Source organism: Nocardia amikacinitolerans NBRC 108937 (assembly GCF_001612615.1).
Lineage (GTDB): Bacteria > Actinomycetota > Actinomycetes > Mycobacteriales > Mycobacteriaceae > Nocardia > Nocardia amikacinitolerans.
Genome location: NZ_BDAU01000059.1, coordinates 1 through 24458, shown reverse-complemented (window position 1 = coordinate 24458; position 24458 = coordinate 1). Strand labels below are relative to the sequence as shown.

Annotated in this window: 18 protein-coding genes and 1 pseudogene; 11 read left to right on the top strand and 8 right to left on the bottom strand. The window is 66.1% G+C overall.

The genetic code is table 11. The features are described from left to right. Positions 1-39 precede the first annotated feature (39 nt). From NAM01S_RS31645 to NAM01S_RS37445, 6 genes and pseudogenes are all read right to left on the bottom strand, one after another. A complete protein-coding gene (locus NAM01S_RS31645) occupies positions 40-1083 on the bottom strand; it encodes an alpha/beta fold hydrolase (RefSeq protein ID WP_169810930.1) in 1044 nt (347 codons plus the stop codon). Positions 1084-1130: 47 nt separating this feature from the next. Continuing rightward, positions 1131-1466 (bottom strand): hypothetical protein, encoded by a 336-nt coding sequence (locus NAM01S_RS35865; RefSeq protein WP_169810929.1) that lies wholly within the window; start codon positions 1464-1466, stop codon positions 1131-1133. Between the two features lie 133 nt (positions 1467-1599). Then, the gene (locus tag NAM01S_RS31635; protein WP_084483470.1) at positions 1600-3279 is read right to left on the bottom strand and encodes an acetate--CoA ligase; all 1680 of its coding nucleotides are present in this window, start codon (positions 3277-3279) and stop codon (positions 1600-1602) included. A gap of 144 nt (positions 3280-3423) precedes the next feature. After that, positions 3424-5715 carry a CaiB/BaiF CoA-transferase family protein gene (locus NAM01S_RS31630; protein ID WP_067792502.1) on the bottom strand — a complete coding sequence of 764 codons (2292 nt, stop codon included), beginning with the start codon at positions 5713-5715 and terminating at the stop codon, positions 3424-3426. Positions 5716-6470: 755 nt separating this feature from the next. Then, on the bottom strand, positions 6471-6902 hold the full coding sequence (locus tag NAM01S_RS36870) for a GntR family transcriptional regulator (RefSeq protein WP_253798720.1): 432 nt from the start codon (positions 6900-6902) through the stop codon (positions 6471-6473). Between the two features lie 15 nt (positions 6903-6917). Next, positions 6918-7142: pseudogene (locus NAM01S_RS37445) on the bottom strand (GntR family transcriptional regulator); the annotation flags it as partial. A 177-nt stretch (positions 7143-7319) separates the two neighbouring features. Between NAM01S_RS37445 and NAM01S_RS31620 the strand changes: the two are divergent. The 10 genes from NAM01S_RS31620 (at position 7320) to NAM01S_RS31575 (ending at position 20109) form a co-directional block, all read left to right on the top strand. After that, complete coding sequence (locus tag NAM01S_RS31620; protein ID WP_067792500.1) at positions 7320-8567, top strand: cytochrome P450; 1248 nt, start codon at positions 7320-7322, stop codon at positions 8565-8567. Positions 8568-8624: 57 nt separating this feature from the next. Then, a complete protein-coding gene (locus NAM01S_RS31615; protein ID WP_067792497.1) occupies positions 8625-9461 on the top strand; it encodes an SDR family NAD(P)-dependent oxidoreductase in 837 nt (278 codons plus the stop codon). 735 nt (positions 9462-10196) lie between these two features. After that, the gene (locus NAM01S_RS31610; protein ID WP_067792494.1) at positions 10197-10868 is read left to right on the top strand and encodes a GntR family transcriptional regulator; all 672 of its coding nucleotides are present in this window, start codon (positions 10197-10199) and stop codon (positions 10866-10868) included. Positions 10869-11483: 615 nt separating this feature from the next. Then, entirely contained in the window at positions 11484-13004 is a 1521-nt protein-coding gene (locus tag NAM01S_RS31605; protein WP_084483468.1) for an aldehyde dehydrogenase, read from the top strand. 567 nt (positions 13005-13571) lie between these two features. Further along, positions 13572-14336 carry an enoyl-CoA hydratase/isomerase family protein gene (locus tag NAM01S_RS31600; protein ID WP_169810928.1) on the top strand — a complete coding sequence of 255 codons (765 nt, stop codon included), beginning with the start codon at positions 13572-13574 and terminating at the stop codon, positions 14334-14336. Positions 14337-14373: 37 nt separating this feature from the next. After that, on the top strand, positions 14374-15525 hold the full coding sequence (locus NAM01S_RS31595; protein WP_067792488.1) for a thiolase C-terminal domain-containing protein: 1152 nt from the start codon (positions 14374-14376) through the stop codon (positions 15523-15525). A 28-nt stretch (positions 15526-15553) separates the two neighbouring features. Beyond that, the gene (locus NAM01S_RS31590; protein ID WP_067792485.1) at positions 15554-15973 is read left to right on the top strand and encodes a Zn-ribbon domain-containing OB-fold protein; all 420 of its coding nucleotides are present in this window, start codon (positions 15554-15556) and stop codon (positions 15971-15973) included. A 470-nt stretch (positions 15974-16443) separates the two neighbouring features. Beyond that, positions 16444-17661 (top strand): iron-containing alcohol dehydrogenase, encoded by a 1218-nt coding sequence (locus NAM01S_RS31585; protein ID WP_067792482.1) that lies wholly within the window; start codon positions 16444-16446, stop codon positions 17659-17661. A gap of 141 nt (positions 17662-17802) precedes the next feature. Beyond that, positions 17803-19218 carry an aldehyde dehydrogenase family protein gene (locus NAM01S_RS31580; protein WP_067792479.1) on the top strand — a complete coding sequence of 472 codons (1416 nt, stop codon included), beginning with the start codon at positions 17803-17805 and terminating at the stop codon, positions 19216-19218. Between the two features lie 123 nt (positions 19219-19341). Then, positions 19342-20109, top strand: coding sequence for an enoyl-CoA hydratase (locus NAM01S_RS31575; protein WP_067792477.1), 768 nt, complete (start codon positions 19342-19344; stop codon positions 20107-20109). Positions 20110-20202: 93 nt separating this feature from the next. On the opposite strand, the gene NAM01S_RS31570 is transcribed toward NAM01S_RS31575, so the two are convergent. Next, a complete protein-coding gene (locus NAM01S_RS31570) occupies positions 20203-21456 on the bottom strand; it encodes an acyl-CoA dehydrogenase family protein (RefSeq protein WP_067792474.1) in 1254 nt (417 codons plus the stop codon). A 431-nt stretch (positions 21457-21887) separates the two neighbouring features. On the opposite strand from NAM01S_RS31570, the gene NAM01S_RS31565 reads away from it, so the two are divergent. Further along, a complete protein-coding gene (locus tag NAM01S_RS31565) occupies positions 21888-23246 on the top strand; it encodes a phosphotransferase family protein (RefSeq protein WP_067792471.1) in 1359 nt (452 codons plus the stop codon). Between the two features lie 324 nt (positions 23247-23570). Here NAM01S_RS31565 and NAM01S_RS31560 read toward each other — a convergent pair whose 3' ends face one another. Continuing rightward, positions 23571-24212 (bottom strand): TetR/AcrR family transcriptional regulator, encoded by a 642-nt coding sequence (locus tag NAM01S_RS31560; protein WP_067792468.1) that lies wholly within the window; start codon positions 24210-24212, stop codon positions 23571-23573. Between the last annotated feature and the right edge of the window lie 246 nt (positions 24213-24458).

The window sequence follows — 24458 nt, the reverse complement described above, 5'->3', positions numbered from 1 at the left end:
GTCCTGGGACAGCGCGTTCGAGCGTACCGATTGCCGTGGTCATGGAAGCTCCTTCGTGGTTGAGTGTCGCTTCAGCCAGTCGATGATCGCGGGGATGCTGACCTTTGCTCCTTGCCGACCGACGAGAAGGCCCGCGTGGCCGGCTGGTACCCGTGCTTGCTCGACGTCTTCACTGCCGATCAAACCGAGCAAGGTGTCCGAGCACGCCGGAGGAACGAAATCGTCCATCTCGGCAACGACGTGCAGGAGCGGAATGTCGATCTGGTCCAGCCGGACCGGACGACCCGACACGCGCGCAGTCCCGTTCGTCAACGCGTTGCCCCGCATGTATTCGTTGATCATCTGACGGAATGTCGCCCCTGCCAGCGGGATGTGGTCCCAGGCCCAACGGGACATGGCCCGGTGGCCCTCGACGTAATCGTCTCGCCACAGGTTGTCCCAGAGGTCGACGTGTTGCACGATGCTCGCAGTCGGTCGGCGCAGTTTGAAGAATGCTTTGAGTACATCGGGCGGCACCGTTTCGGTTGCCTCGTCGATCAGTTCGTCGGCGTCGAGGCTTCCGTTGGCGATCGATCGCAATGGTTCCGGGACGTGGGTGAAATCGATAGGTGCGGTGACGGCGATCAGATTGGCGACCGGCGTGTCGCGGCTGCCCAGCAGAAGGAGAGCCAGCATCGCTCCCATGCAGTACCCGAGAACGCTGAGTTCGGTGTCGTCGGACGACCGGTGGATCGCCTCGAGTGCTGGCGCGAGGTAGTCGTCGACATAGGTGTCGAGCGTGTGGCTTCCCTCGGCCGCGTCGGGAACTCCCCAATCGATGAGGTAGACGTCGAATCCAGCGTCTACCAATCGTTCGACGAAGGAGTTGCCTGGACGCAGGTCGAAAATGTAAGAGCGGGACATGAGCCCGATGAACAGGACTACCGGCTCGCGAAACCGAATGTTCTCGGACCGATAGCGCCAGACTCGCGCTTTACCTCTGGACCAGACGAGTTCTTTCGGCGTTGTCCCGATGCGCGGCGGGGGATTGACGCCGGTCGCGATCTTGATTCCGTTCCAGGCGCGTACTCGCGTGCGTTCCATTTCGCGCCCCATCGACCGGAGGGCGTCTGCGCCGGGAAGTTGGGAAATCATCGGCCCGGCCTCTCGTCCCGGCTCCGAAACTGGTAGAGCTCCGCTTGGACATCGCTGAGCTGGCGCTGAATTGCGCTCAATTGGCGCTGTAGCATCCGCACATCGCGTTGGGAGGGCAGATGCAGCTGATGGATGCCCCATGATGCGAGCGCATCGATCTGCTGAAACACCCCGCGCGCAAGTCGGTCGGTCACGATGAGGATTGCTGCGGCTTCCGGCGAATTCGTCATCGATTCCAGGGGCCGCCCGACAACGACTTCGACATGGTTGAAGGCTTGCCGCCATGCCGGAGGCTCCGGACGTCGGCGCGGGGATGCGACCGTTTCGCTCACGGGAGCCGTCCCTGGTTCGTGGTGAGGGGTTCGTGCGGTCGTGTGTTGATGCAACGGCGTATTCATTTCGTCGGTCTCCGAGTTGTTGGGATGTTCAAGGTGTTGCAGCACACGCCGTTGTGTAGAGGAAGTGTTACGAGTCTTCGGTTCGCGCAGATCTGAGCACGTTGCGTCGGATCTTGCCGGTCTCGGTGCGCGGTAGCGTTTCGACGAAGTCGACGATGCGCGGATACGCGTGCCTGCCGAGTCTTTCCTTGACCGCGGACTGGATTTCGCGTGTGAGCGTTGCCTGTGGGACGGTTCCGTCGGCGACAACGACGGCGCGCACTACGGCGCCGCGCATCTGGTCTGGGGCGGCGACCACGGCGGCGTCGGCGACTCCGGGTTGGGCGAGAACAATGTTCTCCACCTCTGTCGGTCCGACGTTGTAGCCGGAGGTCACGATCAGGTCGTCGTCGCGGCCGACGAACCAATAGCGACCCTTGTCGTCGCGGCGGGCCACGTCGCCGGTAAGGAACCATTCACCGCGCCACCGCGCCTCCCACTTCTCCTGCGCGTTGCGATATCCGATGCTGCCGAGATACCGGGGTTTCCGCAGCGCGATGATTCCCTGCTCGGATTGCTCGTTGCCTTCTTCGTCGACGAGCCCGACCTCGAAGCCTGGAACCGTTGACGCCAGGGCGCCCGGTATGACCGGTTCATCGGGATACGCCAGGTTGGCCAGCGCCATTGCGCCCTCGCTCTGCCCGTATCCATCTTGGATATCACCAACCTCGCGGCCACTCTGCCGTCCCAGTGCCCGCCAAGCCTCCACCAGCGGAGCGTCGAGAGGCTCGCCGGCGCTCGTCGCTCCGCGCAACTGTGCGGGGAGGCCGCGCCGTTGAGCGGTTCGAACGAGCTGCCGGTAGGCACTGGGTGCGGCGGCCAGGTAAGTCACCCGCTCTTCATCCATAATGTTCAGCCAAACCGCGGGATCGAAGTCGCCGGTATAGACGACTCGTGGCGATCCCTGGGCCATGATTGCGAAGCCGGTCGTGTACAGACCGTATGCCCAGCCGGGACTCGCTCCCGTGAACAGCATGTCGTGCGGTTGCAACGCAAAAGTGTGACGTACGAAAGGGAACAGCGTCAAAAGCATGCCGTGCGGCTGAATGCAGCCTTTCGGGGCTCCGGTGGTGCCGCTCGTATAGATGAGTGTCGCCGGATCCGAGACCGAGGTATCGGCCATTTCGTGGTCGGCGGGGTGGCGCTCGATCTCAGCCCACAAGCTACGGTCGCCAGCCCTGAGGCCACGCCCTTGGGGCCCCGCGACGGTGTACACGGCCGGATCGCAGGTGAGCAACGTGCGAGTGGTCTCGAATGTATCTCTATACCGGTGGTCGACCACGATGGCAGCCGGCTCGCCGCCATTCAGCCGCTCCGCCAAGGCGTCTCGACCGAAGCCGATGAACAGCGGCATATAGACCATCCCGGAGCGCCACGCAGCGAGTGCGCAGATATACGCATCGACACCTTGGTTCAGCAGCGCTGCGAACCGGTCTCCGCGTCGCAGTCCAGCCTCGTGCAATGCATTGGCCAGCCGACGGGATGCTTCGGCCATGTCGGCGAACGTCCACCGTTCGCTGCTGCCGTCGGGATGGCGAACGATCATGGCCAGTCGCCCGCGGTCGCGAGCCCATCGGTCGCAGGCCTCGTGCGCGGAGTTGAATCCATCCGCGACCGGACGGTCCAGGCGACTCTCCACCACCGCCCAGTAGTCGTCGGCGGTCATCGAGCGTTCGGCCAGTAGCTCATCGATGGCGGTTCGCACCATGGCGTGATCTCCCCTTCGTACTCGCTTCGAGATTAGCCCGAATATATTGAGCACACACTATATTAAGACGCTGCCGGTTGTGCACTGAATCGTGAGCGAATCCCTCATTCCCGGAGCAACCCGTCGGTATGAGGACGGGCCGGGCTACCGGTACCCGTCGCCAGCGGGGAGCAGCTCGGCGAGTAGGGTCGCGAACCGCTCAGTCTCCGGATCGGGGACGTCCTCCGTCAGAGCGGGGGCAGGACCGGGAACGGCAGGTGCGAACGCGCGCAGGATCAGGGGAAATCCCTTGAGCCACTGCCCGTCCGCGCTGCGCGATGCGATGCGCCGCTCACGGTAGCGCGACTGGACCGCTCGATCGGCCGCGGTGCAGACCGGCACTGCTGGTACTCCGGCGGCCTGCAACGCGGTCACGGCCTCATCGCGGGTGCGAGTCGAGGTCCATTCGGTGATCTGTGCGTCGACGTGGTCCTGGTTATCCCACCACCACTGCTCGTCCGCATCGACTGGCAGCCCGGGAACGACGCCGGCGAGCGCCCGCCGGTGCCCATCTGCGGTGCAGGCGAGCGCGAGCCATGCCTTGTCGGCGGTCGCGTAGACGTCGTGTGGCGTCGTGCCCGGCCGACGGTTGCCGGTCGGCTGTATCGGCATGCCCTCCCAAACGTATGCGGCGAGCTGGTCGGCGAGCGTCCACGCGACCAATTCCCGCTGCGAGATGTCCATCCGCGCGCCGACCCGACCCGTCGCCACGGCGTGCGCCACCAGCGCGGCTCCCGCGATCGCCACGATCTGGTCGGGATAGTTCACCTCCCCGGACGACCAGATCGGCGCCCCACCGCGGTAGCCTGTGGCACCGGCGAGGCCGGAGAGCAGGTCGAGCGTGGATCCGTAAGAGCCATAACGGGATTCCGGTCCGACGGCGCCCTGGCTCGACAGGGACAGATAGACCAGATCAGGGTTCAGTTCCCGGACTGTCTCCGGGTCGATCCCCATCCGGGCTGTCACACCGGCCCGGAAGTTTTCCACCAGCACGTCGGCGCGTCGAATCAGCTCGTGGACCACCCGGCGACCGCCCTCACTCTTGAGGTCCACGCACAAGCCCGTCTTGCCGACGTTGTTCGACTTGAACATGGGCGACATCGATGTGCCCGCGACGTTCGATCCTGGCATCACCCACTGCCGGAACTTGTCCGGCCTGGCACTCGACTCGATCTTGATGACCGTCGCGCCGTAATCCGCGAGCAGTCTGCCGGTAGCCGCACCCGCGGTGATGGTGCCGAAGTCCAGGACGAGCAGGCCCGCCAGCGGCGCGGTACCCGGCTGGTTGGCACCGACCTCGGCCGAAGGCGACGGAACAGCGGCCGCAGCACGACGGACAATTGCGTCCTCGCCGAGCGCGGGCGCCCGCTCGACCTCCGCCGCTCGGCCGTCGGGCAGAGGGAAGGACACCACCGGGGCATCCCTTCGGCGTCGCTCGGGGGGAACTATGAAACCCCGCATCGCGAGCTGATCGGAGCCGACCAGATCGGCTGCTGTCGCCACGTAGCCGAACGGCAGGCCCAGTCGCTGTGCCGAGGTATAGACCTCGTAGGCCTCCCGCCGGCCGATCGCGTCCGTGATCACCGGCCACAGCTCCTCCGCCCGCTCGACCCGAATGTGCGGATCCAGGAAATCCGGGTCGGCGAGACGATCGTCGCCGATCAGCTCGACAACGGCGGGCCACTGGTCCGGCAGATAGATAACGCCGACCCACCCGTCTTTGGCCTCGACGATCCGCCACGACCCTCGGGCCGCGCCAGTGCGGAGGGGGACCACGTCAGTGAGCTCGTAGGTGACGTCGCTCTTCCAGTCCATATACGCGGCGACATCGCTGAGGGCGACCTCGACGTGGTCTCCAATCCCGATCCTCGCGCGATTCCGTAGCGCGAGGGAGGCACCCAAGAGACCGACGAACGCCGCCACGTAGGCCGTCTGCTCGCCGCCCAGGCTCAGTGGTGACCCATCCGGCTCGCCGATCATCTGCGCCAACCCACCGTAGGCATCCGCCAGGAAGCTGTCCCCGGGGGTCTCGGCGAGTTCTCCGTCCAAGCCGAACGCCGTCAGTGACACCGTGACCAGCCGCGGAAACCGCTTCGCCAAGCGCTCGGGATCGAGCCCGAGCGCCGCTGTCTCGCTCGGCGGCAGGTCGAAGATCAGCATGTCGGCCGACGAGAGCAGGGCTTCCCACCGGGAGAGGTCGAGCGTCGGGTCGCACACGATGCTGCGCTTGCCCGCCGCTGTCGCCGTGAAGGTGAACTCGCGGGCCCGGAGCGGGTGTCCTGCCGCGGGCTCGCACAGGGTGACCTCATGTCCGAGTCCGGCGAACAGCCTGCCGCAGGCGGCGCCTGCCACGGAACGTGTGAGCTCCACGATCTGAAGTGCCTGCGATTCAGTCATTTCGGGGCCTCTGTTAACACCCGGCTGATTCGCTCATGACGACCGATGTCAGAGGGTTTCGTCGTCACCGATACCGCCTCTCCTGCATGGCGGGCGCAGGTAGGAGCGTGTGCTCATCCCTCCGGCTCGACACGTCAGCGGGGCACGACTCGCGTCGCAGACGTGTAGGTCGAGATCGATGGAACGAGGGACGACTGCCTGTCAGCGCGCCTTGTTCACGAAGCAGTTACGCTGCTTCTGCGTTTGTATGACGGTATCCCGTACGTCGTATGTTCGTCAATTTGCCACTCGGATAGACGCCGCTGGGGTGGTGCGCAGATTCGCAGCGGCAGAATCTGCTGAGGGACTCGCTGTCGTGGTCCCGCGAGCCGTCGACCGTCCGCAGCACATCGCGCGCGCCCGACCCGCTCGATCCGGCGGTCTTCCCGAAAGTCCAGCGGTTCTTGGGCGGCCGGGGCTATCGGTGGGATTCCGACTCGTCGCCATGAACGGCTTCCGGTCATCGCTGGCGGTCAAGACGATGCCGTTCGGGAGGGTCGGCTCACTGTTCGGCTGGCGAACCCGACAGGATCGGCGTGCGGGTGACTGAGGCTGATCGCGTCTGCGTCGCGGGATGGAATGGCTGGCAGCCGAAGTGGCTCGCCGTCTCTCGGATTGTGAACGCAGCAAGTCGAACGAGTTGGCAAGGTCGTACGGCCGGAGCCCGTCCATGTGCCGCCTGGAGGCGTCGTCACGGCGACGAACGGGCCGAGGCGTCAGTCGGCGACGCTCCCCAGTGCTGCCAGTGCCGCAGCCTTCGCTGCGACGACGTGCGCGTGTGCCGCCGCGGCGGCAGCCGGTCCGTCGCGCTTCTCGATTAGGTCGACAATCTCTACCAGTTCACGATGACTAACTTCGGCTCGGCCGCCGATCCGCAGGGAGACCCGGCGCAACGCATGGATCCGCGCCTCGATGGACCCGAACATCTGCTGGAGAATCGAGTTCCCCGCGGCGTCGAGCAGTAGGTCATAGAACCTCCGGGTAGCGGTGAGCAGATCATCCAGCTCGCCGGAAGCGGGTGGCGCTACGGCGGCGCGAAGGGCCGCCACCTGGTCGTCCGAGGCGTTTCGCACGCAGAGCTCCACTGCCGCTGCTTCGAGCGGCGCTCGGACGTCGAACAGCTCGCTCACTACTGCTGCGGTCAGCACTGCGACCCGCAATCCTCGAGCTCCGGAGCGCTCGACGAGCCCCTCGGCCTGCAAGCTTCGGAGCGCCTCGCGAAGAGATGTCCTACTCACCCCTGTGAGCTCACCGAGCTCCCGCTCGGTGAGCCTGCGACCTGGCTCCAAGTCACCGCGCGTGATGGCCTCGCGGACAGCGTCGGTAACCCGATCCCGCAGCAGTCGGTCCGGACGCTCGACCAAAAGTCCGTGATCGCCGTCTGCCACCGAGACCTCCTTGGTTTTTTGTATGACCGACACATCATACAGGGCGGTAGCGCCGCCAGCCTGGCGATGTTCGGGCGGCGATCGATGACGCCTTGTTGACAGAGTTCGTATTACGTAGTCCAATACTACAAAGTGCGGCCGGTGAGAGCGCCGTCACACTCTGCAAAGGAGCATCTTGTGCCGTTGACCCATGAGCAGACGGATAACGTCTCCATTCCGGACTTCAGTGACCCCGCCACCTTCGTCGAGGGGGTCCCTCGCGCAGCCTTCGCCGAGATCCAGCGCCGACCGGGTCTGCACTGGGTGCCCACGAAGATCGCCAACAAGAACGGCGGGTTCTGGGCGGTGACTCGGTTCGCTGACATCGTCGCGATCGAAAAGGATCCGGCCACGTTCTCGTCCACCGGGGGTCCGTCGTTCCCGTACACGAACCTCTCGCCCGACCACCCGTCGGTGGACATGATCATGTGCACCGACCCCCCGCGGCATAACTACCTCCGCCGCGCGGCAGCGAAAGGGTTCGGCCCTCGGATCGTCGCGAACTTCGAGCCTTGGGTCCGCGAAGTCGTCACCCAGGCGATCGACGCGGTCGAGGGCAGGCCCGAATTCGATTACGTCGAGGAGTTCGCTCGCACGATTCCCGCGTACGTCATCGCCACGGTCCTCGGCGCCCCTCGCGAGGACCGCGCGTACCTCGTCGAACTGCTGACCGATTTCTTCGATGCCGCACAGCATTTCGAGGGGCTCGAAGAGGGGGAGGGGACGGCGGACCGTGTCATTCCGTTGCTGGGGCAGCTCACCGAGTACGCCGCAAAGATGCAGCAGGTCAAGTTGGCGCACCCGGGAGATGACATGTTCACCGAGCTGAGCCGGTGTGTCGAGCGCGGCGAGATCAACCAGGCGGAGTACCTGCAGTGGATGTTCGTCATGATTGCCGCGGGCTTCGAGACAACGCACACGACGATCGGTCAGTCGATGCGGATGTATCTGGAGGACCCGCAGGTCGCCGCCCTCACCGACAAGGCTGTGGCGGAGGGGGAGGCCGGCCGCGCGGTCGACGAATTCCTCAGGGTCATCAGCCCGGTGTATCAAATGGCGCGGACGGCCACCCGGGACCTGACCTTCGCCGGGGAGCAGATCCGCGAGAACGACGTCATGGTCCTCTACTACACCGCCGCGAACCGGGATCCGGCGGTCTTTTCCGACCCCGATCGCTTCGATCCGTGGCGCCTCGAGAAGGAAATGCTGGCCTTCGGCACTGGCGTGCACCGCTGCATCGGCGCCCACCTGGCGAAGCTGGAGCTGACGATCCTCTGGGAGGAACTCGCGGCTCGCGGCTTGCGGCTCGAACTTGCGGGTGAACCGCGCCGCGGCTGGTCCAACTACATCAACCTTCTGACCGAGCTTCCTGTGCGCCGGGTCTAACGCGGTGCTCCCTATTTTCGGCATAGAGCGGCACCGCGATCAGAGAAGGAGTGCAGCATGAGCAAGACCTGGTTCATCACCGGCGCCGGACGAGGCTTCGGCCGCGAGTTCGCGAGCGCAGCGCTGGGGCGCGGCGATCGGGTGGCGGCGACCGCCCGCAACACGGAAGCCCTGAAGGACCTCGTGGACACCTACGGGGATGCGATCGTCCCGTTGCCGTTGGAGGTGACCGACCGCGCGGCCGTAAGCGCAGCGGTGGCCACCGCCCACGAGCGGCTGGGCAGGCTGGACGTCGTCGTCAACAACGCGGGCTACGGTTTATTCGGTACCGTCGAGGAGATCACCGAGCAGCAGTTGCGGGACCAGCTGGAGGTCAATCTGTTCGGTGTCTTCCACGTGACGCAGGCCGTGCTGCCGATCCTGCGCGAGCAGGGCTCGGGCCACATCGTGCAGATCTCAACGGTCGGCGGGATCGCGGCTTTCCCAACTCTGGGCGGGTACCACGCCTCGAAGTGGGCGCTGGAGGGGCTTTCGGAGTCCCTGGCCCAGGAGGTTACCCAGTTCGGGGTCTCTGTCACGCTCATCGAGCCCGGCGGGTTCAGCACCGACTGGGCGGGCAGCTCGGCCGTGCACGCCGAGCCGCAACCGCAGTACGCCGCCCTGCGTGGGGCATTCATCGAGCAGCAGAAGAACCTGCCAGCCGAGTTCACCGGCGACCCGACTGCGGTCGGGCCCGCCCTCCTGAAGGTGGTCGACGCGGAGCAGCCGCCGCTGCGTGTCCTGTTCGGTCTCATGCCGACGCAGGTCGTACCCGGCCTATACCAGGGGCGCCTCGACACGTGGAAGGCATGGGAGCCGGTGTCCCTCGAGGCGAACGGCCACGCCTCGAGCTGACGCTACGGGGTCCGGTGCGGCCGGATGTGGTTCGCACCGGGCCTGCGCCACGCGGCTACAGTCGACGGGCGTCGGCAGCAGAGGGTGACGGCGTGCGGGCGCGCTAGGAAGGGCTTGCGCCAGGAAATGCCCTCGCCGGAGCCGCCCTCGCCTGCCTGGACACCGCCCAAGAGGTGTGGCGCGAGGCAGGCGGCGCGGATCTCCCTCGGCTGCGTCCTAGATGGACTCATGGACGCCGGGTACCCGCGCTATCCGGCGGCGTGACCTCCGTTGAGTTGATGGGCAACTGGTAAAGCGGTTTGCGGCCGTGGAACTTCGCTGCTGCCGGTACCGCCCCACGAACTGGCGGATCGACGAGTTGGCGATGGGAATCCAACGGCTGCAACAAGTTTCGCTTCGGACTGTGGCGAAGGTGGGCAGTCGGTTGCGGGTTGGCCGAACCAGCTGCCGCCTGGATACCTCCCGGCCATCCAGGTCACGCTTCGTGCGGCGGCTGAGATCGAGGCAATTCCAGTGCAGCTTGTGTGCCCGAATACCGTGTTATTGCTGGTGAATTGACCCCTGGGCGCGGGATGGGCGGGATATCCCGCCGGCTTTCGGCCGTCATAGTGGCCAGCCAGGACATCCGCGGATCATCGCGAGCGCGGCCTTCTCGCCGTGCCTCTGACCACGCCCACCTACTGGTCCAGTACGTTTGGCTAGGATGCGCACGTTGGAACAGATCGGAGGCGTCAGGTGACCGCAGAACATCTCGGGCTCCGCATCGAACGCACGGAACGCCTGCTTCGCGACAGGGTGACCGACAAAGTGCGTGAGGCGATTCTGCGAGGTGATCTCGAGCCGGGACGTAGGCTGACCGAGCGCGAGCTCGGCGAGCTGACCGGCGTGAGCCGAACATCGTTGCGCGAGGCATTGCGCAGTCTCCAGGCGGAAGGACTCGTCGAGCGCTCCGAGGCGCGCGGGCTGCGGGTCGCCGTGCTGACAGAGCCCGTCGTTTCCGAGCTCTACGACGTACGTGCTGCGCTCGAACCCGCAGCCGTCGACCTGTTCGTCCGCAACGCCTCGGACGGCCAGGTGCAGCAACTTCTGGATGTCTGGAACCCGACGCGCGAGGACATCGATGGCCAGTTGGACAGCAGTAGGCGCTTCTACCGGATCCTGCTCGACGGTGCGGGCAACTCGATCATGCAGCAGATGTTCGGGTCGATCGAAATGCGCATCCACACGATCCGCAGGTTATCGCTGAGCATCCCCGGTCGCGCCGAGGCAAGCGCGAACGAGATCTGCGAGGTCACCCGCCTGATTCAGGAGAGGGACCCGAGCGCCGCCGCGGCTGCCGCGCGTAGGCACGTGCTCGCCGCGAGGGCAGCTGCGCTGGAGGCTGTGCGCAGCGCACAAGCGAAGTAGCGCGGAGCTGATTCGACGAGCGAGAACCGCAGGCTGCTGGTTTCCTTTCGCTCGGTAGCGCACTGGAGGGCGGCGTAACGACCGCCGCGAGCGGGACGGTTTGCTTCGTCGATGGCACGCCGGTTGCGCGTCAACTGTTCGGGTCGCTGACCACTGGTTGACCAATATGGTCCCAGCGTTGCAGAAATACATAGATCAACCGTTGTAGCGACTCGACGGTGCGCACCGGAGGCTCCCGGTGCCCTTCGATTCCCACAGCGGTTGTCCGCGTTCGAGCGGGTCCGTTTCTGCCGACGCATTCTGAGTTGGTCGATCTCGCCTGCGGCTTTTCCAGCGACGAGCCACGGATGCGGCGAATCATTACAGAGATGCGGCTCTCAGCGTCATGACCGTTCACACGGGGGCGCGGCGGCGACAGCTCACGACGTTGACACGCTCCCGTGATACGGGATACGGTCATACAAAACTTGGGTATTGAACTTCAGCGCGCTTCGTCGTTTCTCGGTCGCCGAGGTCGAGGAACTGTCCACCGCGCGGCCCCACCTCTCGAGCGCGAGGTTTGTGAGACCTCGCCACACCCTCGAACACTGCTGTTGAGCGAAGGAATGGTGTGAGATGACCGAAAGCGCCGGGACCACTGTGGCCCCCCGGTTCCCCGCTGAGACGGACCGCGACTACGCGATGCTGATCGACGGAGAGTGGGTCGGCCCGGGCGAAAGGGACACATTCCCCTGTGTCGATCCTTACGAGGACCAGCCCTGGGGACGAATCCCGGTCGCGACCGCTGACGACGTCGATCGTGCCGTGCGTGCGGCACGACGGGCGTTCGACGAGGGCGGTTGGCCGCAGACGCCCGCCGTCGTGCGCGCCGCGATGCTTCGCCGGCTGGCGGATCTGATCGAGCAGCACGCGGACGAACTCGCCAGAATTCAGATTCACGAGAACGGGAAACTGATCGGGGAGATGACGGGAGGCGCGCATTTTCTTGCCACGCACGCCCGGTTCGTCGCGGGGCTCGCGGAGACGATGGGCGCCGCGTCTACGCAGGGTGTGCCCGGATACACCACCTACACCGTTCGGGAGCCCCTCGGAGTAGTCGCCGCCATCACCCCATGGAATTCGCCGCTGACCCTGCTCTCGTGGAAGCTGTTCCCGGCGCTGGCTGCGGGTTGCACGATCGTGATCAAGCCATCGGAGGTGACGCCGACCTCCACGCTGCGACTGGCCGAGCTCTGTGTGGAGGCCGGTTTCCCAGCAGGCGTGGTGAATGTGGTGACCGGGTTCGGGCAGCCGACGGGGGCCGCGCTGGCCGGTCATCCCGGCGTCGACAAGATCGCGTTCACCGGCTCGACCGCGGCGGGGAAGGCGATGCTGGCCGCGGCTGGGCCGCGGATCGGCAGGGTCACGCTCGAGCTCGGCGGGAAGTCGCCGAACATCGTGTTCGGCGATGCCGACCTGGACAACGCAGTACACGGCGTCATGGCCGGCATCTTCGCCGCCACCGGCCAGACCTGCATGGGCGGCTCCAGGGTCCTCGTCGAGGACTCCGTGTACGACGAGTTCGTCGAACGACTCTCGGCCGCCGCGAACAGGCTGACCATGGGCGACCCTCTCGATCCCAGCGTCGACGTGGGACCGGTGGCCTGCCGCAACCAGTTCGAGCGGGTCCTGCAGTACATCCAGATCGGCCAGGGCGAGGGAGCCAAGATCACTGCCGGTGGCGCCCGGGACAATACGCCCCAGACCGCGCATGGTCTGTTCGTGCAGCCCACCGTATTCACTGGCGTGGACAATTCGTCCCGGCTCGCCCAGGAAGAAATTTTCGGGCCGGTCGCGAGCGTGATCCGCTTCTCTGGAGAGGACGAGGCGACGCGACTCGCGAACGACGTCGACTTTGGTCTGGCGGCCGCCGTATGGACCGAGAACGTCGCCAGGGCGCATCGAATGGTCAAGCGCCTGCGGGCGGGAACGGTCTGGGTGAACACCTACCGTGTCGTCCATTACGCGGTGCCGTTCGGTGGTTTCAAACAGAGCGGACTCGGCCGCGAGCTCGGAATCGACGCCCTCGACCCCTATACCGAGGTGAAGTCGGTATGGATCGACGAAGGCAACCGACAGACCTTCGGACGACGCTGAGTAGTTGACGCGGTAGCCAGGGCCGTCTTGCGACTAGGCGGCGCCTGCCGCTATTGCGACGCTGATGTTCCCTTTCGCGGTGGGGCCAGCGGTTTCGCAGCTCTGGCTCTGCCGGGGAGCGCACTGGGTTTGTCGCGATGGCTGCAAGCCCAAGAAGTGCGGCGACGCCGCCGTATATAGAACGTGGCACCGACGCACCCCTCAATGATTCGCGGGGATCTCCGGTGGCCCACAGCCTGTAGTGCCCAAGACGGTTGGGCCTTGGCTGCTTCCACACCCGCGACTTCGAAGGCGCGCCTCTTCATGCCAGTAGCCCATGCGATTGACCGCTCTGAAATTTGTCATATATATTATCATCATACAAACTACGAACTGACGTTAGTCGGCCTCGGTCGGGGCGATGAGCTTTCGATGAAGGTCTGCACGTGCTTCGACCGATTCGGGGAGCACCGCCCGTCATGGCCGACGCCGCACCGTGCACGCCCGACCCGAAGACAGGCATCTCCAATGACAATCAGCACTCCCGATACCAGTGCCGCGAAGCCGCAGACGCCCGAGCAGGACCTCGTGCTCGTCGCGGACCGGGGCGACTACGCAGTGATGACGATCAACCGTCCGGAGAAGCGCAACGCCATGAGTTCCGCCGCGCAGCGCCGCTTCCGCGCGGCGCTCGCCGAGACCGTCGAGAAGAAGGTCGTGGTGTTGACGGGCACTGGCCCGTCGTTCTGCGCCGGGGTCGATCTCGTCGAGGCTCGCAACGCGCCACGTCCGGCTAGTCGGCCCAGTCAGGGCCTGCTCAGCTGGACGCAGTGTCAGGCTGACTTGCGGGCTCACCCGGCGATCTTCGTCGCCGCGGTGAACGGGTTCGCCCTGGGCGGGGGATCGACACTGATCAACAACTGCGAGCTGGCGGTGGCCGCCGAGTCGGCGACGATCGGCGTCCCGGAGATGGGGTTCGGCGCGTGGCCCGTCCAGGCGGGGCCGGCGATGATCAAGCGGGTGCTGCCCAAGCATGCGGCGGAGATCGTGTTCATGGCCAAGCGGGTCGATGCCGCAACGGCGTTCCGGATGGGGCTGGTCAACGAGGTCGTGCCGGACGACCAGCTGCTGGAGCGGGCGTGCGAAATCGCCGAGCACATCGCGGGTTTCGACTCGATCGCCTTGGACTGGGGCAAGAAGGCGTATCACCACCTGCAGGGCCTCGACTGGAACGATGCGCTGGACTACTCGACGTACACCAGCTCGATCGTCAACCACGAGCAGGGCGTCGCCTCCGGGGCGGGTCTCGACCGCTTCGCCTCAGGACACCGCGGATCGGGCCAGGGCGCCTGATCCGCGCGAGCCATAGATTTCGACAGGAGAGCTTCGCGTGAAGAACGATGTGATCAGGGGCAAGACGGCCATTGTCGGCTTGGGAAGTTCGAACTTCGGGGACATGTACCGGCAGCGCGATGCGCAGCGGTCCGCCGAGGATCTCGGGGCCGCGGCGCTGCGCCAGGCGCTCGATGACGCCGGGCTCACCAAGTCCGACATCGACGGGTTGTGCCTGATGCGGATCCCGTCGTACCAGACGTTCGGCTCGATGCTCGGCCTCGAGCCCGGGCAGCTGCGCCACGTCAGCCAGTACGAGGCTGCCGGGCGCATGGCGGGCGTGGCAATGCAGGCAGCCGCCATGGCGATCGCGTCCGGGATGGCCGAGACCGTCGCCTTGGTGTACGGCAACAACGGCCGGTCGGTCGGGGCGCGCTACGGCGGTGACTACTCCTACGGCGCGCTGTCCAGCTACGAGTCGGTCTACGGGATGACCTCGCCGGGCGCGGGTGTGGGGCTCGCGTACAGCCGCTATGTCAAGGAGTTCGGGGTACCGGACGATGCCCTTGCGCCGCTGGCGATCAGCAACCGGAAGTTCGCGATCAACAACGAGCTGGCGGTCATGCGCAAGGAGCTGACCTACGACGACTACATGAACTCGCGCTACATCGCGGAGCCGCTGCGGCTCTTCGACTACTGCCTGATCAACGACGGCGCGGTCGCGATGATCATGACCTCCGCCGAGCGCGCGGCCGACCTGCGCAAGCCGCCGGTCCTCATCGACTCGATGGGCGCGAACACTACGGTGGCGACGACCTACCAGGTCCCGGACAACTTTTGGGCGTCGGCGACGGACGTGGCCGACCGGCTCTGGTCCGAGTCGGGCCTGAGCCCCGCCGATATAGACGTCGCCTCGATCTACGACAACTTCACTCCCACGATCCTGTTCTCGCTGGAAGCGTTCGGGTACTGCAAGCGCGGCTTCGGCTGGGAATTCGTGCGGGACGGCCGGATCGAGGCGGGCGGAGAGCTGCCGGTCAACACCAGCGGCGGGCACACCTCGGAAAGTTACATGCAGGGCTGGAACCACCTCGCGGAGCTGGTGCGCCAGGTCCGAGGGGAGTCGGCGAACCAGGTCCCGAACTGCGGCTACGCACACTACATGTGCTACTCGCCGATCACCACCAGCATCGTCTTCTCGAGGGCCTGAGCCGCGGACTGCACCGGAGGGAACCGACATGAGCACACCGAACACGAATTACGCGAAGCCATTGCCCGACACCGAGGGCCTGCACGGAATCTTCTGGGAGGGCGCCCGGCGAGGTGAGCTGCTGTTGCAGCAGTGCCGTGGGTGCGGCACGAAGTGGAACCAGGCCAGCGGGTTCTGCCCCGGCTGCCTCGCCGCGGACTTCGACTGGGTGCCCGCAGCGGGCACCGGGACGATCTACGCGCGGATCTTCATGCACCAGGTCTACTGGCCGTCGTTCAAGGACGACGTGCCCTACAACGTCGTCTGGGTGGAACTCGACGAGGGACCGCTGATGACCGCCAATGTGGTCGAAGCGGCCAACGAGGACATTGAGATCGGGCGTCAGGTCGAGGTCGTCTTCGATGCCGTGACGCCCGAGATTGCCATCCCGAAGTTCCGCCTGGCCTGATCGAATCGGCCTGCATGCCGCTGCCGGCTCCTCGGCGACCGCGGTAGTTTTCGGCCCGGCAGCGTTCGCCATTCCGATCGTGGGTTTCACGCGGGTCGATCAGCGACGAGTCGGCCCGCTGACCGGCTGTCGGTTCCGCATGCGCACGCGGCGCGAAAGCCGCTGTCCCGCAAGATCTCCGGAAATCCTGCGATCGGCTCTGGCTGCCGCGCGGCCCCGCCAATTCCTCTGGAAGCCGCATGAGCGCCCGACGAGGGCTGCGCCTCGGACGGCGCTGCTCAGTGGCTCACCGGAGCCACAGACCTAAGCATTGACTAGCATACGAATTACGAGATACCGTCATACAAAGCCGAGAAGGCGGTAGCCGAGCTTCAGGCGCCCTGCCCGCGTCCGCGCCAACGACGGGCGCACGGCGTGGTGGCGCCACATAGATGTCAGGCCCGTGAAGCGGGCGGTGAGAAAGGGTGACAATGACGGTTCCCGCGGACGAGAAGGTCCGGGCCCTACGTAACTACTTCCCCGCCGAGGAAGAGGGTGCGGCCCAGCGCTTCTACTTCCCGGGCGGGGCCGAGGAGGTGCTCTTCGGAGCCGACACCAGGCGGGACGTGGCCGCATTGTGTGAGAAGTTCGGCTACCAGCGGCCATTCGTGTTCAGCTCCCGCACGTTGAACCGGACCACTGACGTTGTGGACCGGATCGCCGAGTCGCTCGGAGCGAAGCTGGTCGGGCGGAGCGACCGTGTCGGCGAGCACGCCCCGTTGAGCAATGTGATCGCCGCGATCTCCGAAGTCCGCGAGGCGGGTGCCGACGTGCTGGTGTGCATCGGCGGCGGTTCGGTCATGGACTTCGGAAAGTTCGTGCAGCTCGGAGTGACCGAGGGCGTGCGCACCCGGGACGATTTCCGCGCCCTGCGGGTGGACCAGGAGCCGAACCTGAACCAGCGCCCGGAGCTGCGGCAGATCACCATACCCACCACCTTCTCGCTGTCGGAGTGGACACCGGCGGGGACTCCGGTGGACGACGAGACCGGCAAGAAGATCACCCTGCGCATACCGGATGGAGTGGGTCGCGCGCTCGTCTACGACCCTGAGGTCGTCCGGCACACGCCTGTTCGGCTGGCACTCGTGACAGCGATCCGGGGCCTCGACCACTCGATCAACACGGTGTGCTCGACGGCGCCCAACGAGCTGTGCACGGTCCTCGCACTGCAGGCGATCACCCACTTCCACACCGCGATCCCACTACTGGCCCATGGGAAGGCGGACATCGCGCTGCCGATGTTGCAGCGCGCCTCCTGGCTCGGCGGGGTCTGTCAGATGTCTGTTCCACATGGGTTCAGCCACTTCATGGTTCACGTGCTCGCCCCGTGGGCGCACATCGGGCACAGCGAGACCGCTTGCGTCATGATGCTCGCCCAGGCGCGATGGCTGCGCGAGCACGACGATCCCCGCCTCGCAGATGTGGCCGCGGCGATGGGTCGGCCGGGGGACACCCTCGACGTGATCCTGTTCGACCTCCTGCGGGAGATCGGCATGCCCACCACCCTGCGCGAGATCGGCATCGACCCCGCGGAGATCCACGGGGTGGTCCCTCACGCGCTCGCGCATCCGTACGTGACGCTTCACAACCTGCGCCCGATCACCACTGCGGACGACATCCTCGCAGTGCTGGCCACGGTCGCCGAATAGGCATGAGCTGACCCCCTGGGTCGTCGCCCGGGGGAGCCATATCTGGATCTACACCTGTCGACATGATGGTCGTGTCGTGCGTCGGTGCAGGTCGAGCCCATCCCACGCGGCAAGGGCTGCGGGAACAGAGGAGACAGAACGATGAGTGGTGACACGGTTACACATTGGATCGACGGGCGGCCCGTGCCCTCCACCGGACAGCTGATCGAGGTGGTGAACCCGGCGACAGGCGCGGTGGTCGGCACCGTGCCCGCCGGGACCGCCGCGGACGTCGATGCGGCGGTGCGTGCGGCACGCGCCGCGTTCGTCGGCTGGTCGACGACGTCCCTTGGGGATCGGGCGAAGATCGTGGAACGGATCTCGGAGGGCCTCAACGCCCGCGCCGAACAGATCGCTCAATCGGTGACCGCGGAGATGGGCTCGCCGATCGCATTCTCCAGGGCTGTGCAGGCCGGGCTGCCGGTCGCTGTGTCGGCGACGTTCGCGGCCATCGCACGGGACTTCACCTGGGAAGAGGAGATCGGCAACTCCCTCGTCATCCGAGAGCCCATCGGGGTCGTCGGTGCGATCACTCCGTGGAACTTCCCGCTGCATCAGATCGTCGCGAAGGTGGCGCCGGCCGTCGTCGCGGGCAACACCGTCGTGGTCAAGCCGAGCGAGGTCGCGCCACTGACCGCGGCGATTCTCGCCGAGGTTGTCGCCGAAGCCGGACTCCCCAGCGGGGTGCTCAACATCGTGCACGGCACCGGCCCGCAGGTGGGCGAGGCGATCGCCCGGCACCCGGGCGTCGACATGGTGTCGTTCACCGGCTCGACCGCGGCGGGCAAGCGGGTCGCCGTGGTTGCTTCGGACACGGTGAAGCGCGTCGCGCTGGAGCTGGGCGGCAAGTCCGCGTCGGTCGTGCTCGACTCCGCCGACATCGAGGAGGCCGCGCGGGCCGGCCTGGCTGGCGCATGGATCAACAGCGGCCAGACATGCGCGGCGTGGACGCGGATGCTGGTGCCCGCCGCCCACCACGACCGGATGGTGGAGGCCCTTGTGGCTGCCGCGGCTGCCCATCCGGTCGGGCGCCCGACGGACGACGCGACGGTCATCGGACCGATGTCCTCGGAGCTCCAGCGGCAGCGGGTCACCCGATACATCGAGCGGGGCGTCGCGGATGGAGCCAGGCTCGTCCTCGGTGGTGCGTCGCGGGTGTCCGGGTTCGAGGAGGGCGCGTATGTGCAGCCAACGATCTTCGCCGACGTCGACCCCAACAGCGTGATCGCGCAGCAGGAGATCTTCGGCCCGGTGCTGTCGTTGATCTCGTACGGCTCCGAGGAAGAGGCCGTGGAGATCGCGAACAACACCGTCTACGGCCTGTCCGGCGCCGTGTTCGGCGAACCCGACCACGCGCTCGAAATCGCACGAAAGCTGCGCACCGGCCAGGTTGCGGTGAACGACGGCCAGTTCAACGTGCTGGCGCCGTTCGGCGGATACAAGCAGTCCGGCAACGGTCGCGAATTCGGACGTTATGGGCTGGAGGAATTCCTGGAGACCAAGTCCGTCCAGCGGTGAGCGGCGTCCGCCGCCTCGCCCCGCATCGGGTGTGGGGCGGCGGGACTCCGGCCGCAGTAGCTCAGTCAGACGCTCGGGTGGGATATCCCAGCCGAGCGTTTTGCTGTCCGAAAGGAGAAGGGTATGTCCGCACCGATTCTGATAGAGCGCAGTGGCCCCGTGCTCAGGATCACCTTCAACCGAGCCGATCGTTTGAACGCGTTGACCACTGAGATGGTCACCCAGGCGGCCGTGGCGGTCGAAAGGGCAAGTACCGCAACCGATATCCGGGTTGTGGTGGTCACCGGCGCGGGTCGCGCCTTTTGCTCGGGCGCGGATCTCGGTGCCGCCGGGGACCGTCCCGATGCTTCGACCATCGACGCCGCAAACCGGCTCACCGCCGCACTATGCGAGGTTCCTAAACCGGTTCTCGCTGCTGTCAACGGTTCCGCCGTCGGCGTCGGTTGTTCCCTTGCCCTGGCTGCTGACCTGACTGTCGCACGCGATTCGGCATACTTTCTGCTCGCTTTCGCGAACGTGGGGCTGATGCCCGATGGTGGTGCGACCGCGCTAGCTCCGGCGGCCATCGGTCGAGCGCGCGCGAATCGGATGGCCTTGCTCGCCGAACGAATTCCCGCCTCGCTTGCCGCCGAGTGGGGTCTGATCTCACACGCCGTGCCCGATGAGGACTTCGATTCCGAGGTCGAACGCTTGACTCGACAGCTTGCCGAGGGGCCGACGGCTGCCTTCGCTCGAACCAAACAGGCAATGAACGCCGCGACAATGGCGGGTCTCGAGCAAGCCTTCGCGATCGAGCGGGCGGGCCAGATTCAGCTGTTCACAACTGACGATTTTGCTGAAGGGGTCGCCGCATTCCGTGGCAAGCGCGGTGCGGTCTTCTCCGGAAAGTAGGAACCGCATGTAGGTCGAGGGTCTTCCCAGGGCCATCCGAAGCAGTGAGGGCGGGCCGGCTGGCCCGCCCTCGGCGTGAACCGCTTGTGGCGCTCAGAGGAAGCCGAACAGCTGGCCTGCGACCCGGCGCATCTGAACCTCTTCGGCGCCTTCGGTGATCCGGTACCGGCGATGATGGCGGTAGATGTGCTCGAACGGTTCGTGCCGTGAGTAGCCGATGCCGCCCAGCACCTGCATCGCGCGATCGGCGGCCTCGCAGACGAGCCTGTTGCCGCGGTAGTTGCACATCGAGACCTTGTGACCGACCGAAACTGCGGGCCTTCCCTCAGCCCGGCACTCGTCGAGGTCCGCCGCCGTCTGGCGGATCAGCGCCCGACACATTTCGGCCTCGGTGTGCAACTCCACCAAGGGCCACTGGATCGCCTGCCGCGTGGACAGGGGTCGCCCGAAAGTGTGCCGCTCCTTGGCGTAGGTGACCGCGCGATCGATGCAGTACTGGGCGGCCCCGAGGCTGGACGCAGCCTGCCGGATCCGGTTCTCGTGCAGGAACGTCTGCGCGATGGACAAGGCCTCGCCCTCCGCGCCGAACACCGCCGACGCAGGCACGCGCACATCGCGGAGCAGGACTTCCCCGTGGTCGGTGGGCATGTTCAACGTCCACCAGTAGAAGGGCACCTCGAAGCCTGGTGTGTCGGTGGGGACGAGAAGGGCGGTGATCCCCTTCGCCGAGCCGGGCTCACCCGACGTCCGTGCGAAGATCAGAGCGTGGGTGGCCGTGTGGATCCCGGTGTTCCACCGCTTGGCCCCATTGATGACCCAGTCGTCTCCGACACGACGGGCGGTCGTTTCCAACCACGTCGCGTCGCTGCCATGCTCCGGCTCGGTCAGCCCGAACGTCAAGCCCTTGCTGCCGGTGATCAGGCCTTCGACGAGCTCCTCGCGCTGCCCCTCCGTGCCGAAGAGGTGGACCAGGTGCGCGAAGACGAGGTTGCCAACGATCGAGTGTTCGTTCTGCAGGTCATTGTGTAGCCCGAGGCCCCGGTGGGTGAGGTGCTCCCTGACAGCCGCCATTGCTGTGTCCGAGCCGGCGCTCCCGCCAAGCTCTTTCGGCAGCGAATAGCGGAAGAAGCCGGCCGCATCCGCCCGCCTACGAACCTCGCCGAGGAGTTCTTCCCACTCGGGACGGGGCAGGCCGTCGTTCTCGAAGTCGGTGCGCGCCCACTCCCTGCGATGGTCGAAGAAGCGACGGTTGTCGTCCTGCTCCTCCAACGGGGTGACCTCGGCGTCGATGAACGCATCGAGCCGATGGAGGAGGTCGGTCACGTCTGGCGGCAGTGCATTGCTCATGCCTGCCACCTGGCTCCGCGACGTCCGGGCAAGGTGCCCGTGAAATCAGTGCTCATGGGTCGTCCTTTCGATTCTTGGGTGATGGTGGGTGGGCCGAACGGAATTGGCCGGGCCCGGAACACCATCCGAGCCCTCGGCGAACTCGGCTCCGGGAGGGGTCGCAACCGCCGCGGCCCAGCTTCTCGGCGTCGCACGCCCCGTCTGCTCCATCGAGCCGGGCGCCAGAGGCGGCGATCTCGTTGTGAACGATCGTTCAACCCAATGTATGGATGACTACCTGGTCTGTCAATGCCCTGTTGAACAATTGGTCAAAGAGGCTATGGTGTCCCCATGATTAGTGTCGAAGCAGAGATCCGTACGGTCGAATCGCCGTCCAACAGACCCATCAGACGGCTCGTCCCGGCGATTTCGCAGGGTAAGGAGGGGGCGAAATGTCCTCGGTGACCAGTGAATTGGCCGAAACGCTCAAGCGTGTGGTTGGCGCCCCGATCACTGGTCTTCACCGGCTCTCAGCCGGGGCCAGCCGCGAGACCTGGGCACTTAATGCCGCAGGGAGTGATCTGATATTGCGCCGCGACCCCCCGGATGCTCCGGACGCCGCGGGAATGGCGCGGGAAGCCGACTGCTTTCGAGCGTGTGCCCGGGCGGGCGTCCCAGTCCCGACTTTGGTGGCCCATGGAGACGGCACAGACGGCATGGGCAGTCCGTACCTGCTGATGGAACGGCTCGATGGCGAGACACTTCCGCATCGGCTGCTCAGGGAAGATCGCTGGGCCTCGGTCAGGCCGAAGTTGGTACATCAGTTCGGTGAGATCCTCGGACGCATCCATGCGATCGATCCGGCGGAGCTACCCCGGCTCGAGAAGATCGGTGATCCGCTCACCCTCCTGCGTGAGAGCCATGCGGCCTTCGGCGAGGACAGGCCTGCGATGGAGCTGATCCTCCGTAGGTTGGACCGGTCCCGTCCGGAGCCGGTCCCGTCCACGCTGGTTCACGGCGACTTCCGCAACGGCAATCTACTCATCGACGACGGTGGAGTGCGGGCCGTGCTCGACTGGGAGCTCGCCCATATCGGCGATCCCCGCGAGGACCTCGGTTGGTTGTGTGCACGTGCATGGCGGTTCGGCGAAGCGCCAGAAGTCGGCGGCTTCGGGTCCTATGAGGAGCTGCTCGCGAGCTATGGACGGGCGACCGGGACCGATCCAGATCCGGAAGCAGTGCGCTGGTGGGAGGCCTATGCCTGCGCTCGATGGGCCGTGTTCTGTCGGATACAGGCGGAACGGCACCTCGGCGGGACGGAGCAGTCCGTCGAGATGGCCGTTCTCGGTAGGCGCATGGCGGAGGCGGAACACGACGCCCTTCTCGCCCTGGGGCTCACTGGCGCCGAGGTGATCCCGGACCCGCTCCGCGACCCCGTTCCCGACGAGCAGCCCGCCCTGTACGACCGCCCGACCGTCGACGAACTGCTGGGTGCCGTCACCGGGTTTTTGCGGGAGGAGCTCACAACCGAAGACCCTCGTAGCGCCTACCTCGCGAAGGTCGCCGCGAACGCGCTGACCATCGTCCGCCGGGAGATGCGGCTCGGGCCCGCCGACCGCGCGGTGCACAGCGCCCGCCTGGCCGTCATCGGCTGTGTGGACGACGGCGAGTTGGCCGCTCGAATCCGTAACGGCACTGTCTCGGACGTCGACCCCTATGTCATTGCCGCGGTGCGGAGCTCGATCACCGCGCAAGTCACCGTCGCGAATCCGCGCTACCTCGCGCCTGCCGGTCGCGGACGCTGGGCGTAACCACTCTTCCGTTGCGCTCTCCTGCTCGCGTCGGGTGACAGCAAGCTTGCGAACTCTGAATTGGGGCTCGCGGCCCGGTCGCCGGGAGCATCCAGGTCGGCCAGTGTGTTTCGCGTTATGCCGGCCATCTCCTCTACCTCGGTGAACGGCAGCCCGGCTTTTGTGCTGGCAGCGGTTCCCGCTCAGCACCAGGCCTGAGAAGCCGGCTCGGCGGCTTGCGCCTCGATCAGCGCATCTCCCGCGGCCGGCGACGGGGGTTCACCAAGTCGGGGCCTGCGGCCCGTCCGTGCGGATTCGATGATCGCGGCGAGTGCTCGCTGCAGCTCATCGGTGGTATCTCACCGCGTCGAGGGCGATTTCCTGGTGCCGTCGAATGATTTCATCCGGGCCCAGCGGGCCGCCCGGTCGGTACCAGAGCGCGACTGCGGTGCAGGCAGCGGTGACGAACCGGGCGGCGTCTCCGGCATGCGGGGCGGCGAATGCCCCGCGGCGCACGCCGTCCCGCACGACCCGGTCGAAGATCCGCTGCTGGACATCGCGTTTGGCGATCACGACCCGCAGCCAGCCCGGCTCGAGCGCGCGCAGCTCGCTGTTGCCCAGCAGACTCTCCCGCTGCGACTCCAAGTGCACCCGCACGTGCGCCTCGACGATCGCCCGTAGCCGGTCGGCCGGATCGTCTCCAGCAAGATCGAGCGCCTGCTCGGTGGCCGCGACGAGCAGATCGAGCCCACGGTCGAGCATGGTTGCGAGCAGCACCTGCTTCGAGCCGAAGTGGTGATAGAGGACCCCTGGACTGGTGCCCGCAGCGGCAGCGATGTCCCGCACGGAGGTGCCGTGGTAGCCCTGTACGGACATCACCTCGACGGCGGCTGCGATCAGCGCGGCCGCGGTCGGCTCATCGTCCGGCAGCGCGAGGGTGGTGGACGGCAGCTCGGAGCCGGGGCGGATTTTCTCGGCGTTGACCATGCTGCCACCTTAAGCGATCTGAACGATCGTTCGACGAAACGTGGAGGTGTGGAGCAGACCGCCGTTCTGTGCGTTGAATGATCGTTCGGCCGTGATGAGCGTAGTTGGGTCGCGGTGGCGGTTGGAGTGAAGGCCCGTACCGACTGATCGGCAAGGGGGCGCAGTGCATCGCGACTGTTGACGAGCAGACGGAGTTCGGGATACCGTCATACAAAACTCGCGGCCCAGCTTCGAATGGTCATGTTC

Bases quoted from the DNA above. Each gene is read 5' to 3' on its own strand.
- NAM01S_RS31605 (WP_084483468.1), top strand. From the start codon at position 11,484: ATGACCGAAAGCGCCGGGACCACTGTGGCCCCCCGGTTCCCCGCTGAG.
- NAM01S_RS31615 (WP_067792497.1), top strand. From the start codon at position 8,625: ATGAGCAAGACCTGGTTCATCACCGGCGCCGGACGAGGCTTCGGCCGC.
- NAM01S_RS31635 (WP_084483470.1), bottom strand. From the start codon at position 3,279: ATGGTGCGAACCGCCATCGATGAGCTACTGGCCGAACGCTCGATGACC.
- NAM01S_RS31560 (WP_067792468.1), bottom strand. From the start codon at position 24,212: ATGGTCAACGCCGAGAAAATCCGCCCCGGCTCCGAGCTGCCGTCCACC.
- NAM01S_RS31585 (WP_067792482.1), top strand. From the start codon at position 16,444: ATGACGGTTCCCGCGGACGAGAAGGTCCGGGCCCTACGTAACTACTTC.
- NAM01S_RS31630 (WP_067792502.1), bottom strand. From the start codon at position 5,715: ATGACTGAATCGCAGGCACTTCAGATCGTGGAGCTCACACGTTCCGTG.
- NAM01S_RS31570 (WP_067792474.1), bottom strand. From the start codon at position 21,456: ATGAGCAATGCACTGCCGCCAGACGTGACCGACCTCCTCCATCGGCTC.
- NAM01S_RS31645 (WP_169810930.1), bottom strand. From the start codon at position 1,083: ATGGAACGCACGCGAGTACGCGCCTGGAACGGAATCAAGATCGCGACC.
- NAM01S_RS31575 (WP_067792477.1), top strand. From the start codon at position 19,342: ATGTCCGCACCGATTCTGATAGAGCGCAGTGGCCCCGTGCTCAGGATC.
- NAM01S_RS31580 (WP_067792479.1), top strand. From the start codon at position 17,803: ATGAGTGGTGACACGGTTACACATTGGATCGACGGGCGGCCCGTGCCC.
- NAM01S_RS31565 (WP_067792471.1), top strand. From the start codon at position 21,888: ATGTCCTCGGTGACCAGTGAATTGGCCGAAACGCTCAAGCGTGTGGTT.
- NAM01S_RS31590 (WP_067792485.1), top strand. From the start codon at position 15,554: ATGAGCACACCGAACACGAATTACGCGAAGCCATTGCCCGACACCGAG.